Below are 15430 nucleotides of genomic sequence, written 5' to 3'. Positions count from 1 at the left end.
CGGCCCCCGCCGCGCCGGAATCCACGCATGCTCGCTTCATCCCAAGCCACCCCGCAGGAACGCCGCACTTTCTGGTTACTGCTGCTGATTGCCCTGGTGGTGATCGGCGCCGGCATGGGCCTGCGCGATCCGTGGCCGTCGGACGAGCCGCGCTTTGCGCTGGCCGCGAAGCAGATGGTGGAGAGTGGCGATTGGCTGTTTCCGCACCGCGGGAGCGAGCTGTACTCGGACAAGCCGCCGATGTTGTTCTGGTTGGAGGCTGCCAGCTACACGGTGATCGGCAACTGGCGCATCGCGTTTCTGCTGCCGTCGCTGCTGGCAGCATTGGGTTGTCTGGTACTCGTGTATGACCTCGGGCGGCGGTTGTGGAACCGGCAAACGGGCCTGTACGCCGCTTCCGCACTGCTCATCACCTTCCAGTTCATCTACCAGACCAAGCGCGCGCAGATCGATCCACTGGTGATGTTCTACATCACCGCCGCCAACTGGGGTTTGTTGGTGCATCTGCTGAAAGGACCATGCTGGCGAGCCTTCTGGTTCGGCTGTTTCTGCGCCGGCCTGGGCATCATCACCAAGGGCGTCGGCATTCTTTCGCTGCTGCTGCTGATCCCCTACGCGGTCGCCGTTCGCTGGCAGTGGGACGGAGTGGCCCGCATGGGCAAGGGGGCATGGTGGCGCTGGTTGGTAGGTCTGGTGGCCCTGCTTGCCGCCATGGCGCTGTGGCTCGTGCCGATGCTGCTGGGCGCGAAGGCGCATGCCAATGACCCCGCCTACGCCGCTTACGTCAATGACATCCTGTTTCACCAGACGGCGGGGCGCTATGGCAAGTCGTGGGACCACCATCATTCCGCGCTGTTCTACGTACCCATCGTGCTGTTCACCTGGCTGCCGCTGTCGCTGACCTATCCGGGCACGCTGCCGCGCTGGTGGCGCGCACTGAAGGCAAAGGATGCCCGCATCCTGCTGCCGCTGGCCTGGATCGTGCTGTTGTTGGTGTTCTTCTCGATCCCCAAGGGCAAGCGCGATGTCTACATCATGCCGGCGCTGCCGATGCTGGCACTGGTGACGGCGCCCTATCTTGGCGAGTTGTTGCAGAAGCGCTGGCTGCGGGTGGCGGGCCTGCTGTTTATCGGCGTAATGGGTGCGGCGATGCTGGGGGTTGGCAGTGCGGCCCTGGTCGCCCATCCCAAGTTCGCCAGCGAGTTTGCCACCACCCGCGGCTTCGAAGATGGCGGTCACGCGCTGTGGTGGATGTTCATCACCATCGGCGCGATCCAGCTGCTGTTGATCGTCACGCTGCGCGTGCGCCGTGCCGTCACTGCCGTGGCGGCTGGCATGGCCGCCATGTGGTTGGTGTGGAGCCTGTGGGCCTACCCCATTCTCAACGACTCCAGTTCGGCAGCCGGCCTGATGCAGGAGGTGCGCGAGCGTCTCGCCCCTGGCGACGAACTGGGCATGGTCGCGTGGAAGGAGCAGAACTTGTTGATGCTCGACCGCCCGGCCACCGATTTCGGCTTCACCCAGCCTTGGCACGACCAGTACGCAGCCGCGATCAAGTGGCAGGCGCAGGAGCCGGCCCGTCGCTGGCTGTTCGCGCTGGATCCGGTCATGGGTCAGTGCGTAGACCGCAGCAAGGCCGTGAGCCTGGGTCACGCCAATCGTCGCGAATGGTGGATGTTCAAGGCGGATGCAGTGATACCGGGTTGCGTGCCCGATGAGAGTGTCGACCGCGTGCCCGCCGCCGCTCAGGACGACTGAGCGCCAGGATGACGAGCGTTAGCCTTGCCGCGAATTGAGCAAGCGTTGATAAGCCTCTTCGGTGCGCTCGACAAACAACGGCAGTCCAAACTCGCGCGCCGCCTTGGAGCGCGCCGCCTCGCCCATCGCCGGCAGCACCGCGCGCTGCTCCAGCAGTGTCATCACTTTGGCGGCGATAGCGGATCGATCGCGCACCGGCACCAGCCATCCATTGACGCCAGGCTCGATGTTTTCCGGCAAGCCCGCATAGTCGGTCAGCAGCACCGGCCGCCCCATCGCCATCATTTCGCGGCAGGCGAACGAAATGGTTTCGACGTCGTAGGAAAGCACAAAGCCGGCATCCAACGCGGCCACCATCGGCCGCGGGTCGGACAACACACCCGGAAACACCACCTGTTCGGCCAGACCGAGCGCTGCGACCTTTTCTAAATCGGCCGGCTTTGGCGGCACGCCGGCGATCAGCACTCGCAGGCGTTGGCGTGTATCGACTGGCATCGAGGCCAGCGCCTCCAGCAGATCCATCCAGCCTTTGTAGCTTGCGGTGCCGGCATTGCTCCCCAACAACAGCAGGCTTTCGTCGCCACCGTTCCAGCGCTGCCGCTCGACGGCCACCGCTTCAGCACGCCATGGCACCCAATGCTCCGTGTCGACCCCGTTGGGGATGGTCACCAGCGGGTGGTGCCGGTAAGCGGTGTGCGCCAGTTCACGTCGGGTGTACTCGCATACGGCGATCACCAGGTCGGTGTGCCGCGCGCGCAGCCAGTGACCGATGCCACGAACCGGCTTGGAGTTGTGCTTGGTCCACACCAACGCGGGCCGTACCGCCGGCATCGCCGACAGCACCAGGCGATGATCGGCGGAGCCGTTCACGTGGATGACATCAAATGCCTGTTGCTGCAGGTAGTTAGCCAGTTGTGCACGGGCCCGACGACGCTCACGCCATCGGTTCAAACCGTTGGGAAAAGGCTGATCCAGCACTAACACACCGGGCAGTGCCCGCGCCTCCCGATTGAGCCGGCTGCCCGGAGGGGCGGCGACGTGCACTTCATGGCGCGACGCCAGTGCGGCCGCTAGGGCACGGATGTATGTCGTGTGGCCGCCACCGTCATCGGCGTGGAAATTGGTGAACAAAAGCTTCACGCCCAAACCTCTAAAGGACGACAGCAACCTTTTACGACAGGGTGACGTAGGGATCGGCAGAGCGTGTCTTGTGCAGCAGCGCAAGCCCGATTTTCCCCATAGAATGCCATAGATCGCGCACTGGCACGCCCGGCCAAAGCCATGGGCATCCAATGACAGTGAGCGGTATGCACGCAGAACATGGACCCGTTCTGCGCAGACCGACGACGAAGAGGATTGAATGAAAGCAGTCTCCCCTGACACCTTGGCCACGCGTGCTGTACCGACCGTCGTCACGCTGCTGTTGGCCTTGATGCCGCTCCTTTTCGCCGTATCGTTCCGTGCCAAGGCCGCCATCCCCGGCATCCTGATGGTGTACGGCATTTACCTGTTGGCGTTCAACCGGGAAGCCCGCGCCACCTATGCCGGCGCCAAACCGGTGGTGCTGGTCTTCGCGCTGAGCTTTTTCTACGCAGCAGCGAACATTGCCATGCACCGGCTGCGCTGGAACGAGTTCGACCTGCCATCGCACATTCTCCTATTCCTGCTGATTGCCGCCGTCTTCACCCAGCCGATCCGCATACGTTGGTTTTGGCTTGCGCTTAGTTTCACCACAGCTCTGCTGGGTGTGGTGTGCATCTATCAACATCACGTCGAAGGCGCTGCCCGCTCCCATGGACTGGACGGCGCCGACTGGGGCGTGATCGAGCTGGGCATGTTCATGCTGGTGCTCGCTCTTATCGCCGTGGTGCAACTGTTGCGAGAGGAGCTGCCGCGGATGGAGCGCGTCACGCACAGCGTGTGCGCGGTGCTCGGCATGTATGGTGCGCTTCTGACGCAAAGCCGAGGCCCGTTGCTTGCCTGTGTGCCGGTGTTTCTGCTGGTGATCGGCCTGCATGCGATGCGGACCCGGAAATGGCGCGGTACGTTGCTTGTGCTTGTGGGGGCGGCCGTCCTCGCTCTGGTTTCGATGTTCTTTGCGCGTAGCGAAATTCTCGAACGCTTCAACGCCATCGGCCAGGAAGTGAGTACGTACCATGACGACGATTCGCGGGGCGCCGTACGTGAGCGCCTGGAAATGTGGCGTGTGGCTAGTCATGCCTTCCTGGAACACCCGATGACCGGCGTGGGCATCGACCAGTTCGGCAAGTACACGCAATCCCAGCTGGCGAAGGGCGCGGCCAGCGACACCATCGCCAAGTATCAGCACCCTCACAGCGAGTACTTCGAGGCGGCAGTGGCGGGCGGCGTGCCAGGCTTGCTGATACTGCTGCTTGTGTTCGGCACACCGTTGGTGTTCTTCAGTCGCCGGGTACTCGATGCTGACGACGACATAGCCGTTGCCGCCACCGCCGGCCTGCTCACGGTTGTGATGTACGCGCTGTGCGGGCTGACCGACAACGTGTTCTATCGCGCCATGCCCCATTCGCTGTTCTTTTTCCTGACGCTCGGCCTGGCGGTCTGGGTCAGCCGCCTGCAACGTGAGCAGGCACTGCACCATGCCGCGTCGCGCTGAGTCACACACCGGGCATTTCACGAGCTGACACATGGCCAGCATCAACCTCATTGCCTGGGATAACGGTCGCGGCCTCACCCACGACATTCGCCTGCTTGGCGACGCCTTGCGCCATCTCGGCCATGAGGTAAGCCTGACGCCGGTGGAAGCACCACGGCAACGGCGATGGTGGAAGACGCTGGCATTGCGCTGGCAGCGCCTGCGCCACAGGGCACCTCGCTACGACCTGAACATTACGCTCGAGCACGCCAGTCCCGACCACTTGTGGATGGCGCGCCGCAATGCCTTCGTACCGAATCCCGAATGGTTTTCGCGCCGGGATCACCGCTATATCGATCGATACGATGCCGTGCTGACGAAGACGCACTCGGCCACCGAGCGCTTTGCCGGGCTGGGCGTTCGTGCACTACATATTGGCTTCCAAAGCACCGATTGCTATTTGCCGGAACATTCGCGCCAACCCACCTTTCTGCATTTGGCCGGCGCCAGCCGCATGAAGGGCACCGAACGTTTGCTGGCGGTATGGAAGAAGCATCCCGAGTGGCCCGCGCTGCATGTACTGCAAGCGCCTGGAGCCACGCCGGATACCGGCATGTCCGCACCCAACATCGTGCATCGCCGCGAGTACGTGGCGGACATCGCCGAGATACGCCAGCTGCAGAACACCCACGTGTTCCAGCTCTGTCTCTCGGAAGCGGAAGGCTGGGGCCACTACATTGCCGAAGCCCTGAGTTGCCGCGCAGTGGTGCTGACCTGTGACGCACCGCCGATGAACGAATTGGTGTCCCCGGCACGCGGCATCACCGTCACAGCCACTGCCGACGGCCCGCTGAACCTTGCCACGCGCTACCTGTTCAATGAAGACGCACTGGAGGCGGCGGTGGAGCGCTGCATGCGCATGGAACGCCCGGAATGGGAGCACCTGGGCGAACAGGCGCGCGGCTGGTATATCGACAACCAGCAGGGTTTTGCATCACGCCTGACCGCAGCACTGCAGCAACTGCTTTGAGTTTCCCGGCCCGCAAAACGGGGCCACGCCGCGCATCGATGGTCTTAGCCCAACGACAGGTCCTAAAATTCCCCTATGCCAACTCTGCCCATCACCCTCGTCGTCATCACCTACAACGAGGCGAACAGCATTGCGCGCTGCCTGGACAGCGTACCGTTCGTCGCCGAAAAGCTGGTGATTGACAGCGGCAGCACCGACGACACCGTCGCCATTGCGCAGGCGCACGGCGCCCGCGTGGTGCACCAGCCATGGCTGGGTTTTGGGCCGCAGCGCAACTTCGCCACCACCCAATGTAGCCACGACTGGATTCTTGCGCTGGACGCCGATGAGTACCTCACGCCCGAACTCACCGCCGAGCTGGAGAAACGGCTGCCGCAATTGATGACCAGCAACATCTGCGTGGCTTACTTGCGTCGCGCCACCATTTTCATGGGTGCGCCCATGCGCTGGTACCTGCCGGCGGTGGGCGAGAAGATGGCGCGCCTGTTCCATCGCGATCGTGCGCGCTGGGCCAATGTGCGCGTGCACGAGTCGCTGCGTTTCGACGGCCCTTCGGTGACACTGAAGGCACCGTTCAACCACGAGAACAACCCCAGCCTGGCGCAGAAAGAGATCAAGGTGCTGCGCTATGCGGAGCTGAAGTGCCGCGACTGGCTTGAAAAGGGCAAGCCGACCCGCATGTGGCAAACACCCTTCGTGGTGCTGCTGGCCTTCGTCAAGGACTATTTTTTTCGTTTGGGTTTTCTTGATGGCTGGCGCGGCTTCATCATCGCCCAGACTGCCGCGTCGTACGCGGCCTACAAACGCATGCGTTATTACGAGATGCGCCGCAACCCTGATTCGCTGAAATGTGCAGCTGATGCACTGATACGCCACGGCATTGATCGATGAGTAAACAGCCCGATCCAAAAAAGCATTACCTCCTCTACGGCTCGGAGCGCTACGCGCTAGCCATTCTGCGTCCGGTACAGGAGGCGATTCGCGCACGCGGTGATGAAGCCGCGTGGTTCTTCGATGGTCCGGGTGCGGAAGACCTGGTGGCGGGCGAGCACCTGCTCACGGTGGAGCAAGTGCGCGCCTGGAATCCACGCGCGGTGATTACCTCGAGCAATGCGGTGCCGCACTTCTTTCCCGGCGTGAAAGTGGAGACATTCCACGGTTTCGACGCAGGCAAGCCACGGCACGTTTACGTGCGCGGCTTTTTCGATCTGTACTGCACCACCGGGCCGCTCGACACCGCCAAGTTCAAGGAGATCGCCGACCGCACGGGTCATTTCTCCGTGGCGGAAACCGGCTTTCCCAAGCTTGATCCCTTCATGAAGGAGATCACCGGCCCCGTGCCGCCGGTGCGCCAGCCGCCGGTGATTCTCTACCACTCCACCTTCTCGCCGTCATGGAGCGCCGCCGAGACGCTGTACGAAGAGGTGAAACGCCTGTCGCGAGATGGGCGCTGGCGCTGGATCGTCACCTTCCACCCGAAGATGAACCCGGAAACCACCGCGAAGTACAAGGCACTGCAGAACGAGTACCTGACCTTCGCCGAGAATGACAACATTCTCGAATTGTTCCCGCAGGTGGACATGATGTGCTCGGACACCTCGTCCGCGCTCAACGAATTCCTGCTCACCGGCAAACCGGTGGTGACCTTCAAGAACCGTCGACCAGGCCCGCAGTTGATCGATATCGACCAGGTGTCGCAGTTCGAGCCGGCCATCGAGCGCGCGCTGGCGCGCCCACCGGAGCTGATGCAGGCCATCCGTGAGTACGGTGATGCCATCCACCCCTATCGCGACGGGCTCTCCAGTGAGCGCATCCTCCAGGCCGTGGACGATTTCATCACCGCTGGCGGACGCAACCGCAAGCGCAAGCCTTGGAATTTCTGGCGAAAACTGAAAATTCGCCAGCGCATCGGGTATTGGGGCCCCGCCCGGGTCTGAACCGGTAGCCGGGCTTTCGCTTACGGGCAAGCGTGGAGTATCCCTAGCTCGGGCTAGAATCGTCTCACCGTTACCAAGAAGACTGCCCGTGGCATCCAGCAGCTACAGCCGCTCCGAACACCTGCGCTCCCTCTGGCCCTGGCTGCCGCTATGGGCAGCCGCCGCCTTGCTGGCGATTTTCTCGCACGGTCCGATGCCGCTGTACTCCACGCGGACCCTCGCGGTGGCGTGGGAAATGTGGAATCACCAGCACTGGCTGGTGCCGCATATCAACGGCACACCGTACAGCGAAAAGGTGCCCCTGCTGTTCTGGCTGATCCACGCCGGCTGGTTCGTGTTTGGCGTCAATGACGTCTGGCCGCGCGTGCTCGAAGTGATCTTCGGCGGTACCCAGCTGGTGCTGGTATCGCTGCTGGCGCGGCGTCTTTTCCCCAACCGGGCATGGGTGGCCACTGGCGCGCCCTGGATCTTGCTGGCGCTGGGTTATGCCTTCCTGTTCGGCCTGCAGATCATGTACGAAGTGCTGCTCGCCGTTTGGGTGCTGGCGGCATTGCTGGCCCTGACGCCCAGGGCTAATCGCGCCGAACCGCGCTGGTGGCTGGTCGGCATCTGCATCGGCCTGGGCCTGCTCACCAAGGGGCCGGTGATGTTTCTGCACATCGCCTTCCCGTGGTTGCTGGGCCCGCTGTGGAACGACTGGGCGCGCGACAACCGCGTCCGCTGGTATGGCCGCGGCGTGCTCGCCATGTTGCTGGGCGGCGCCATGCTGCTCGCCTGGGCACTGCCGGCGGGCTTCAGCGGCGGTGAGGCCTACCGCCAGCGCCTGTTCTTTACGCAGACAGCGGGTCGCGTGGTGGATGCGTTCGACCACGCCCGCCCGTTCTGGTGGTACCTGCCGGTCATTCCGGGGTTGCTGTTCCCGTTCAGCGGCTGGCCGCGCGCCTGGGCCGCACTGATTACCTTGCGCCGTCCACTGGATACCGGCCTGCGTTTTGCGCTGTGCTGGCTGATCCCCGTGATGGTGGTGTTCTCCTTCATCAGCGGTAAGCAGCTGTATTACCCGCTGCCCGAATACGCTGGCGCTGCATTGCTGATCGCCGGCGCAGTCGCCGTGCTCCGCGACCAACGTCCGGCGTTGGCCAGCAACCCGTGGCTGGGCACCTGGCCACTGGGCATCGGCGGCATGCTTTTCGGCGTGTTCCTGTTCGTGCTGCCCATGCTGGTGGCGCATAACGAGCTGCATGGCGAATGGTTCGACAACACCCAGCGCTACAGCCGCTTCTTCAGCGTGGTGTTTGTGCTGCTGGGCGCTCTGCTATTGCTGCGCGGGCGCGGTGAGATCCGTCGCCTGGCCTTTGCCGGCATTGTCGGCACGCTTGCGCTCAATACCTTGTTCACCCTGACCATGTGGCAGAACTTCGACCTGCGCCCCTCCGCCCACCTGCTGGGTGCGGCTGACCGTGACGGGCTGGCGATCGGCTACATGGGCAATTACGAAGGCCAGTTCCATTTCGAAGGGCGAATCACCCACCCGATCCAGCGCCTGTCCGAGGGTGACTCTCTACAGCAGTTCGCGCTGGAGCATCCGGACGGCCTGATCGTGGCACGCCCGGAGAAACTGGAACCCACCGACCTGCGCTACCCGTTGCTGGTGCAGCCGTTCCGCTCCACCTGGGTGGTGATCTGGCCGGCCAAATCGCTGGCCGATCTGCGCGCCGGCCGCGTACCTGCCGAGCCGCCGCACCCGACCCGCGTCTACCAGGTCGACGAGTGGCGCTTCCGCGCCCTGCAATGAACGAAGCCCTGATCGCCAACCTGCGTGCGCAATGCGGCGGCCCCCGCGACGGGGCACTGCTGCGGTTTTCGCTGGGTAATGCGCTGCTAACGGCGGGCGACGCGGCAGCGGCAGCGACTGAATTCCGCCAGGCCGTGGCGTTCGACCCCAACTATTCCGCCGCGTGGAAACTGCTGGGCAAAGCGTGTCTTGCGCTCGATGACAAAGCCGGCGCCGCCGACGCCTGGCGCCAGGGCATCACCGTGGCGCAGTCACGCGGCGACAAGCAGGCGGAAAAAGAAATGACAGTGTTTCTGCGGAGAGCGGAAAAGCAGGAGTGAGAAGTGAGAAGTGAGAAGTGAGAGAAAAGCTGGCGACTCCGCGCTTTCTCTCACTTCTCACTCCTCTTCACTCACTTCTCGCTCTTCGCGTCGTACGGGCTGGTCCAGGTGTCCGCCGAAAAGCGCTTGTAGTGCCACTGGTACTGCGTGAAAGCCTGCTCGACGCAGTTCTCGACGCCCTTGTTGAGCGCACGGCACCCCACAGCGATATCGGCATCGGCTAGACCTTCGGGTGCCGGCAGCAGATGGATGCGATACCCCTCGCCCTTGGGCAGGCGCTCTGCGAACGCAAACAACACCGTTGCCCCCGTACGCGCGGCCAGTCGTGGCAGCAGCACCATGGTCAAGGCATCGCGACCGAAGAAGGGTGCGGCCTCTCCCTCGCCTGCGCGCGGCTTCTGGTCAGGCAGGATGCCTACCGTGCCACCGGCCGCCAGCCGCTTGTACAGCGTGCGCACACCGGCGCCTTCGGCACGCACCTGTTCCGGCGCCAGCGCACCACGCACTTTGCGCAGCAGGCCTTCCACCGCGGCAATACGCGGCGGGCGATAGAGGATCGCCATCGGCGTCTTGCGGCACAGCCAGTAGTTGAGCAGCTCCCAACACCCGAGGTGAGGCGCGGCGATGATCACGCCCTTGCCGGAAGCCAGCGCCGCGTCGAACAACGCTTCGCCACGCACCTCTTTCACCAGATCCAGCGCGCGCTCGGCGTCGTTGCCCCAGATCTTGGCGATCTCGGTGGCTGACTTGCCGCTGTCCTCCATCACCTGGCGCAGCAGGGTCGCGTGGGCCGCAGGATCCAACCCCGGTCGGGCGATACTGAGGTTCACTGACGTGTTGTGCGCCGTGCCGCTGCGGCACCACAGCGAGAAGCGGCCAATGCCCGCACCCAAGGCGTGCAGTGTGCGCAAGGGCAGCTTGCCTAGCAGGCGCAGGAAGAAATAGAGAAGGGCAATGTCAGGTCGCATGGGCCACGCAGTGTACCCGTCGGCGTTGCCAGTTCACGGGTAAACGACACATCGCCTGCGACGTTTCTGACTCCAAGGCTACCGACTGGTAGGAGCAGCCCCTAAGCTTCGGCCACCTCTCATCACCCGAGCACCCATGATTGCCCTGATCCAGCGCGTCCAGTCCGCCCGTGTCGAAGTGGAAAACAACGTGGTGGGCTCGATCGGGCCCGGATTGTTGGCGCTGGTAGCCGTACAGCCTGGCGACGACGAGCCGCGTACCAAGCGCATGCTGGAACGCCTGCTCGGTTATCGCGTGTTCGCCGACGACGAAGGCCGCATGAACCGCTCGCTGGCTGATACCAGCGGTGAATTGTTGCTGGTCAGCCAGTTCACCCTGGCCGCCGACACCCGATCCGGCATGCGTCCCAGTTTTACTCGTGCGGCGACGCCCGAGGAGGGCCGGCGCTGGTTCGATCGACTGGTCGAGCTGGCCCGCGCCGCACACCCCAGGGTGGAAATTGGCCGCTTCGGCGCCCATATGCAGGTACATCTGGTGAACGATGGGCCAGTCACCTTCTGGCTGGAGACGCCATGACCGTCATCGGCCCGGAACACTCGCCTTTTCTGCGACAAAACCACCGAAAGATGCCTATTTGGCGCGATTTTTGCGTGTCAGCCATCCCAATTTTCTTCCTTGAAAACTGGTCAAAAAAGCATCACATAGGTATACTGATCGGTTCCTGCATCCGCGGCGGCAAGTATGAATAGCAAAGCTCCTGAGCAACAGTCTGAAATCAAGGCGCTCATCTCCAAGGGTCTGGAGCAGGGCTACCTGACTTACGCCGAGATCAACGACCACCTGCCCGACGACATCGTCGATCCGGAGCAGATCGAAGACATCATGGCGGTGCTCAAGGGCGTCGGCATCGAGGTGCACGACGCCGCCCCGGACTCCGACCCGCTGTCGGACAACGCCCCGGGCGCGTCCACCGACGACGAAGCTGCTGCGGAAGAAGCCGTGGCGCTGCTGTCGGCCGTCGACTCCGAAGTGGGCCGCACCACCGATCCCGTCCGCATGTACATGCGTGAGATGGGCACGGTGGAGCTGCTGACCCGCGAAGGCGAAATCGCCATCGCCAAGCGCATCGAAGAAGGCCTGGGCCAGGTACAGACCGCCCTGGCCAGCTTCCCGCTGACCATCGAGCTGCTGCTCGAGGAATACGACCAGCACCTGGACGGCAAGCGCCGCCTGAGCGAAATCCTGGCCGGCTTCGCCGATCTGGAAGAAGCTGCCGATGCGGCCCAGGCTGCCGCTGCCGACGCCGAGGTTGACGACTCCGACGCCGAAACCGACGAGGACGAAGGCGAAGAAGGCTCTGGCGAAGAAGAAGAAACCGGCCCGACCGGTCCGGATCCGGAAGAGGTCAAGCGCCGCATGGAGCTGCTGCGCGACTACTACAGCAAGTTCCAGAAGTCGGCCCCCAAGGCCACCGACATCAACGATAAGAAGGTCGTGAAGCTGCGTGACCAGATGGCTGAGGAATTCCTCAAGCTCAAGCTGCCGTCCGCGCTGATCGACGGCTTTGTGCGCAAGCTGCGCGACGTGGTCAACGACATCCGTCACCACGAGCGCATCCTGATGGACATCTTCGTCAAGCAGGTGAAGATGCCCAAGGCTGAGTTCCTCAAGGCGTTCCCGAGCAACGAAGGCAACCTCGAGTGGGCCAACGAGCTGGGTCGCAAGCGCCAGAAGTGGTCGCCGAACATCAAGCCGTACAAGGAAGCGATCGACGCCGAGCAGGACAAGCTCGCCTCTATCGAGCGCCAGCTGTTCCTGCCGCTGACCGACATCAAGGAAATCAACCGCACGATGTCGATCGGTGAGGCCAAGGCCCGCCGCGCGAAGAAGGAAATGGTCGAGGCCAACCTGCGTCTCGTCATCTCCATCGCCAAGAAGTACACCAACCGCGGCCTGCAGTTCCTCGACCTCATCCAGGAAGGCAACATCGGCCTGATGAAGGCGGTGGACAAGTTCGAATACCGCCGCGGCTACAAGTTCTCCACGTACGCCACGTGGTGGATCCGCCAGGCCATCACCCGCTCGATTGCCGACCAGGCGCGCACCATCCGTATCCCGGTGCACATGATCGAGACGATCAACAAGTTGAACCGCATTTCCCGCCAGATGCTTCAGCAGTTCGGTCGCGAGCCGACGCCGGAAGAGCTGGCCAAAGAAATGGACATGCCCGAGGACAAGATCCGCAAGGTGCTGAAGATCGCGAAGGAGCCGATCTCGATGGAAACCCCCATCGGCGACGACGAAGATTCGCATCTTGGCGACTTCATCGAGGATTCCAACGCAGCCTCGCCGATCGAGTCCGCCACGGAAACGGGCCTGATGGAAACGGTGCGTGACGTGCTCGCCGGCCTCACCCCGCGCGAAGCCAAGGTGCTGCGCATGCGCTTCGGCATCGACATGAACACGGACCACACGCTGGAAGAAGTCGGCAAGCAGTTCGACGTCACCCGCGAGCGCATCCGTCAGATCGAAGCCAAGGCACTGCGCAAGCTGCGTCACCCGAGCCGCTCGGAGCAGCTGCGTTCGTTCCTCGACATCGACTAAGCGCAACGCAGTCGCAAGCAACAAAAAAAGCCCCGCGAAAGCGGGGCTTTTTATTGGCCGCAATACCACTTGTAGGAGCGCACTTGTGCGCGACAGGAGAACAGCGCGGTGACACTGTGGCCCGCGCGACGACCGATGTGAGGCACTTTGCCAGTTGGCGGTCGCGCACAAGTGCGCTCCTACAACCGGGCTCAGTCCATTAACCGCCCATGTCGTAGAAGAACTGCTCTAGCGCGATCTTGCCGTCCTTCACCTGGTACACACAGATCTCGGTCATGTTGACGCGCCCGTACTCCTTCATGGTCACGTCCATCGTCATCACCACGGTGAACCAGTTGCCAGCAATCAGGGGTTCACTCACCTCCATGCTGTGCATCTGCGTCACATTCGCCTGGAAGCGTTTGCCCTTCTCCAAAATCTCGGCCAAGCCCTTGACGTTGCCCAACGGCCCGTTCGCCGCCGCTTCAGGCTCAATGCTCACGGCATCCTTGGCGTACAGCTCATGCTGGGCTTCTTCGAACTGACCGTGACGGCACATGGCAACAAGACGCTTGGCAATCGCTTCGGTACTCATGAGGCAACTCCGGGTGGGGGATTTTCGAGACTAGCGCTACTCGACGAAGGCCAGCGTGAAGGCGCAGCGAATGCCCGCTGCGCCTCGCACCTTCAGTGCTTGCTGACGTTGTCAGTGTCCTCGATGAAGTGCGCCACGTTGTCATGCAGGCGCTTCAGCGAATCCTGGTGCGCGTAGACCATGTGGCCGGAGGGATACCACGCGTAGGAAATGTTTTTCTGCAGTGCCGCCGGAACCGGCATGTGATGCATCTCGTAGTCGGCCGCGTAATACGGCGTGGCAAGATCGTAGTAACCGCCGTGCAGCGATACCCGCAGGTTCGGGTTGGTCTTCATCGCAGTGGCGAGATCGGGCATCACATTGGTGGATTGCTGCAGCGCTTCCTTGCTGCCCGGTGCCTTGTGCGCGAAATCCCAGTTATCGATATCGGCAAACAATCGATAGGTCTGGCCGTCGCCAAACTTCAGCTGCCGCCGTACGTAATCATTGAATGCGGCCACGTAGGCGGAGCTGATCGCGGACGATTGCGGGTCGTACTCGGAATCCTTGCTGAGCGGATCAAGCGAAGGCCCGGAGAAGCGCGTATCCAGGCGCCCGGTGGTCACGTCACCGTCGGCCTGCAGTTGGTGTTCAAACATGCCGCCGTCCACGCGAAGGTTAGCCTTGAGCAGATACGCCACGGGCAGCCCGGTGTACTCGTGCAACTTCTGGGCTACCGCCTGGCGGCGTGCCTCGTCGAGCTGCGAGCCTTGCATCAATGCTGATGCATACTCGTTGATGGCATAGCGCTCCACTTCGCGCAGGAACGGTTCCAGCGCGGCCGGTTGCTGGGGCAGCCGGTGATGGTAATAAGCAGTGGCCGCGAAGGTGGGCAAGCCGACGATGTACGGCAGATCCACGCCTGGATTGTTGCCGGGACCGTCGATGCTGGTGTCGAAGTTGAGAATCTGCGACAGCAGGATCACACCATTGAGGTCAACGGCGTTCTCGTTCTCCAGGATGTTCGCCACCACGGCCGAACGCGTGGTGCCGTAGCTCTCACCGAAGAGATACTTGGGTGAGTTCCAGCGGTTGTAGGTGGAGAGGAACTGCGTGATGAATTTGGCAAACGCATGGCCGTCACCGTCGACGGAGAAGATCTGCTTCTTGCGCTCCTTCATCAGCTCTTCGCGCTTGCCCTTGTCGGCGTCATCGGCAATCAGACGGCTGAAGCCGGCACCCGGCGCATCGATGAACACCAGGTCGGTCGCATCCAGCAGGCTGTAGTCGTTGTTGACCAGTCCATAGGGCGCGGCAGGCGTGTGCGAGTCATCACTGGTCACCACGCGCTTGGGGCCGAACGCACCCATATGCAGCCACACCGTTGCCGAACCCGGGCCGCCGTTATAGATGAAGGTGATGGGGCGCTTGCCCGGCTCCACGCCTTTCTTGAAGTACGCGGTGTAGAACATGCTGACCTGCGGTTCGGCTTCTTTGTCACCGTCGCCATGCAATACCAGGGTACCGGCGACCGCCTTGTAGTCGATGCTTTTGCCCTCGACTTTCACCGTACCGGAGGTCTCCGAAGTCTGTGGCTTGAGCAGGGCGGCGCTTGGCTTGTCTTCCGGTTTCTGGTCTTTGTCGCTCTTTTCGGCGGCGTAGGTGCTGGTGGCTAGCATCGCGGCGGCAAGGGCGAGGGCCAGGGGGAGCTTGCGCATGGGTGGCGGACCTGTTGGTGGATGAGAGGTCCAGATTAGGTAGCGAGGTGGGTGGGTTTCATACGCCAAAAGTCATTGGGTGAGGTTTTACCTTTTCGGGAGGTTGGGTCGTTTTGGCCTGCTGCCTCATCT

14 protein-coding genes are annotated in these 15430 nt (G+C 62.7%); 10 read left to right on the top strand and 4 right to left on the bottom strand.

The genetic code is table 11. The features are described 5' to 3' along the window. Positions 1–27 precede the first annotated feature (27 nt). Positions 28–1758, top strand: a complete 1731-nt coding sequence (locus AC0GUR_RS15750) for an ArnT family glycosyltransferase (RefSeq protein ID WP_472878448.1) — start codon at positions 28–30, stop codon at positions 1756–1758. Positions 1759–1776: 18 nt separating this feature from the next. Here AC0GUR_RS15750 and AC0GUR_RS15745 read toward each other — a convergent pair whose 3' ends face one another. Next, complete coding sequence (locus AC0GUR_RS15745; RefSeq protein WP_472878447.1) at positions 1777–2898, bottom strand: glycosyltransferase family 4 protein; 1122 nt, start codon at positions 2896–2898, stop codon at positions 1777–1779. A 220-nt stretch (positions 2899–3118) separates the two neighbouring features. Here AC0GUR_RS15745 and AC0GUR_RS15740 point away from each other — a divergent pair, with 220 nt between their 5' ends. The 6 genes from AC0GUR_RS15740 to AC0GUR_RS15715 all read left to right on the top strand — a co-directional run bounded on the left by AC0GUR_RS15740 (position 3119) and on the right by AC0GUR_RS15715 (position 9454). Further along, entirely contained in the window at positions 3119–4393 is a 1275-nt protein-coding gene (locus AC0GUR_RS15740; protein ID WP_472878446.1) for an O-antigen ligase family protein, read from the top strand. Positions 4394–4424: 31 nt separating this feature from the next. Then, complete coding sequence (locus AC0GUR_RS15735; protein ID WP_472878445.1) at positions 4425–5402, top strand: glycosyltransferase family protein; 978 nt, start codon at positions 4425–4427, stop codon at positions 5400–5402. Between the two features lie 75 nt (positions 5403–5477). Next, the gene (locus AC0GUR_RS15730; protein WP_472878444.1) at positions 5478–6293 is read left to right on the top strand and encodes a glycosyltransferase family 2 protein; all 816 of its coding nucleotides are present in this window, start codon (positions 5478–5480) and stop codon (positions 6291–6293) included. Continuing rightward, positions 6290–7339, top strand: coding sequence for a CDP-glycerol glycerophosphotransferase family protein (locus tag AC0GUR_RS15725; RefSeq protein ID WP_472878443.1), 1050 nt, complete (start codon positions 6290–6292; stop codon positions 7337–7339). Before AC0GUR_RS15730 ends, AC0GUR_RS15725 begins: the two co-directional genes overlap by 4 nt. Positions 7340–7427: 88 nt before the next feature. After that, on the top strand, positions 7428–9134 hold the full coding sequence (locus AC0GUR_RS15720; RefSeq protein ID WP_472878442.1) for an ArnT family glycosyltransferase: 1707 nt from the start codon (positions 7428–7430) through the stop codon (positions 9132–9134). Then, on the top strand, positions 9131–9454 hold the full coding sequence (locus tag AC0GUR_RS15715) for a tetratricopeptide repeat protein (RefSeq protein ID WP_472878441.1): 324 nt from the start codon (positions 9131–9133) through the stop codon (positions 9452–9454). The genes AC0GUR_RS15720 and AC0GUR_RS15715 overlap by 4 nt, the downstream gene beginning before the upstream one ends. A 71-nt stretch (positions 9455–9525) precedes the next feature. On the opposite strand, the gene AC0GUR_RS15710 is transcribed toward AC0GUR_RS15715, so the two are convergent. After that, entirely contained in the window at positions 9526–10422 is an 897-nt protein-coding gene (locus AC0GUR_RS15710) for an LpxL/LpxP family acyltransferase (RefSeq protein WP_472878440.1), read from the bottom strand. A 136-nt stretch (positions 10423–10558) separates the two neighbouring features. Here AC0GUR_RS15710 and dtd point away from each other — a divergent pair, with 136 nt between their 5' ends. The 3 genes from dtd to rpoD are packed head-to-tail and all read left to right on the top strand — an operon-like array spanning position 10559 to position 13027. Continuing rightward, positions 10559–10999 (top strand): D-aminoacyl-tRNA deacylase, encoded by a 441-nt coding sequence (gene dtd, locus AC0GUR_RS15705; RefSeq protein ID WP_472878439.1) that lies wholly within the window; start codon positions 10559–10561, stop codon positions 10997–10999. Further along, positions 10996–11172, top strand: coding sequence for a hypothetical protein (locus tag AC0GUR_RS15700; RefSeq protein ID WP_472878438.1), 177 nt, complete (start codon positions 10996–10998; stop codon positions 11170–11172). The genes dtd and AC0GUR_RS15700 overlap by 4 nt, the downstream gene beginning before the upstream one ends. After that, a complete protein-coding gene (rpoD, locus tag AC0GUR_RS15695) occupies positions 11165–13027 on the top strand; it encodes an RNA polymerase sigma factor RpoD (RefSeq protein ID WP_472878437.1) in 1863 nt (620 codons plus the stop codon). The genes AC0GUR_RS15700 and rpoD overlap by 8 nt, the downstream gene beginning before the upstream one ends. A 199-nt stretch (positions 13028–13226) precedes the next feature. Here the strand turns inward: rpoD and AC0GUR_RS15690 are convergent, their stop codons facing one another. After that, on the bottom strand, positions 13227–13601 hold the full coding sequence (locus tag AC0GUR_RS15690; protein WP_472878436.1) for a SnoaL-like domain-containing protein: 375 nt from the start codon (positions 13599–13601) through the stop codon (positions 13227–13229). 92 nt (positions 13602–13693) lie between these two features. Continuing rightward, a complete protein-coding gene (locus AC0GUR_RS15685) occupies positions 13694–15298 on the bottom strand; it encodes a S10 family peptidase (RefSeq protein WP_472878435.1) in 1605 nt (534 codons plus the stop codon). Positions 15299–15430 lie beyond the last annotated feature (132 nt).

This window comes from Dyella sp. PARNA 12/25 (assembly GCF_055702865.1).
The sequence above is the reverse complement of the archived record's forward strand: the minus strand, read 5'-3'. Positions and strand labels throughout refer to the sequence as shown.

Coding starts and splice junctions, on each gene's coding strand:
- AC0GUR_RS15750 (WP_472878448.1), top strand. CDS start 28: ATGCTCGCTTCATCCCAAGCCACCCCGCAGGAACGCCGCACTTTCTGG.
- AC0GUR_RS15740 (WP_472878446.1), top strand. CDS start 3,119: ATGAAAGCAGTCTCCCCTGACACCTTGGCCACGCGTGCTGTACCGACC.
- AC0GUR_RS15735 (WP_472878445.1), top strand. CDS start 4,425: ATGGCCAGCATCAACCTCATTGCCTGGGATAACGGTCGCGGCCTCACC.
- AC0GUR_RS15730 (WP_472878444.1), top strand. CDS start 5,478: ATGCCAACTCTGCCCATCACCCTCGTCGTCATCACCTACAACGAGGCG.
- AC0GUR_RS15725 (WP_472878443.1), top strand. CDS start 6,290: ATGAGTAAACAGCCCGATCCAAAAAAGCATTACCTCCTCTACGGCTCG.
- AC0GUR_RS15715 (WP_472878441.1), top strand. CDS start 9,131: ATGAACGAAGCCCTGATCGCCAACCTGCGTGCGCAATGCGGCGGCCCC.
- AC0GUR_RS15710 (WP_472878440.1), bottom strand. CDS start 10,422: ATGCGACCTGACATTGCCCTTCTCTATTTCTTCCTGCGCCTGCTAGGC.
- dtd (WP_472878439.1), top strand. CDS start 10,559: ATGATTGCCCTGATCCAGCGCGTCCAGTCCGCCCGTGTCGAAGTGGAA.
- AC0GUR_RS15700 (WP_472878438.1), top strand. CDS start 10,996: ATGACCGTCATCGGCCCGGAACACTCGCCTTTTCTGCGACAAAACCAC.
- rpoD (WP_472878437.1), top strand. CDS start 11,165: ATGAATAGCAAAGCTCCTGAGCAACAGTCTGAAATCAAGGCGCTCATC.
- AC0GUR_RS15690 (WP_472878436.1), bottom strand. CDS start 13,601: ATGAGTACCGAAGCGATTGCCAAGCGTCTTGTTGCCATGTGCCGTCAC.
- AC0GUR_RS15685 (WP_472878435.1), bottom strand. CDS start 15,298: ATGCGCAAGCTCCCCCTGGCCCTCGCCCTTGCCGCCGCGATGCTAGCC.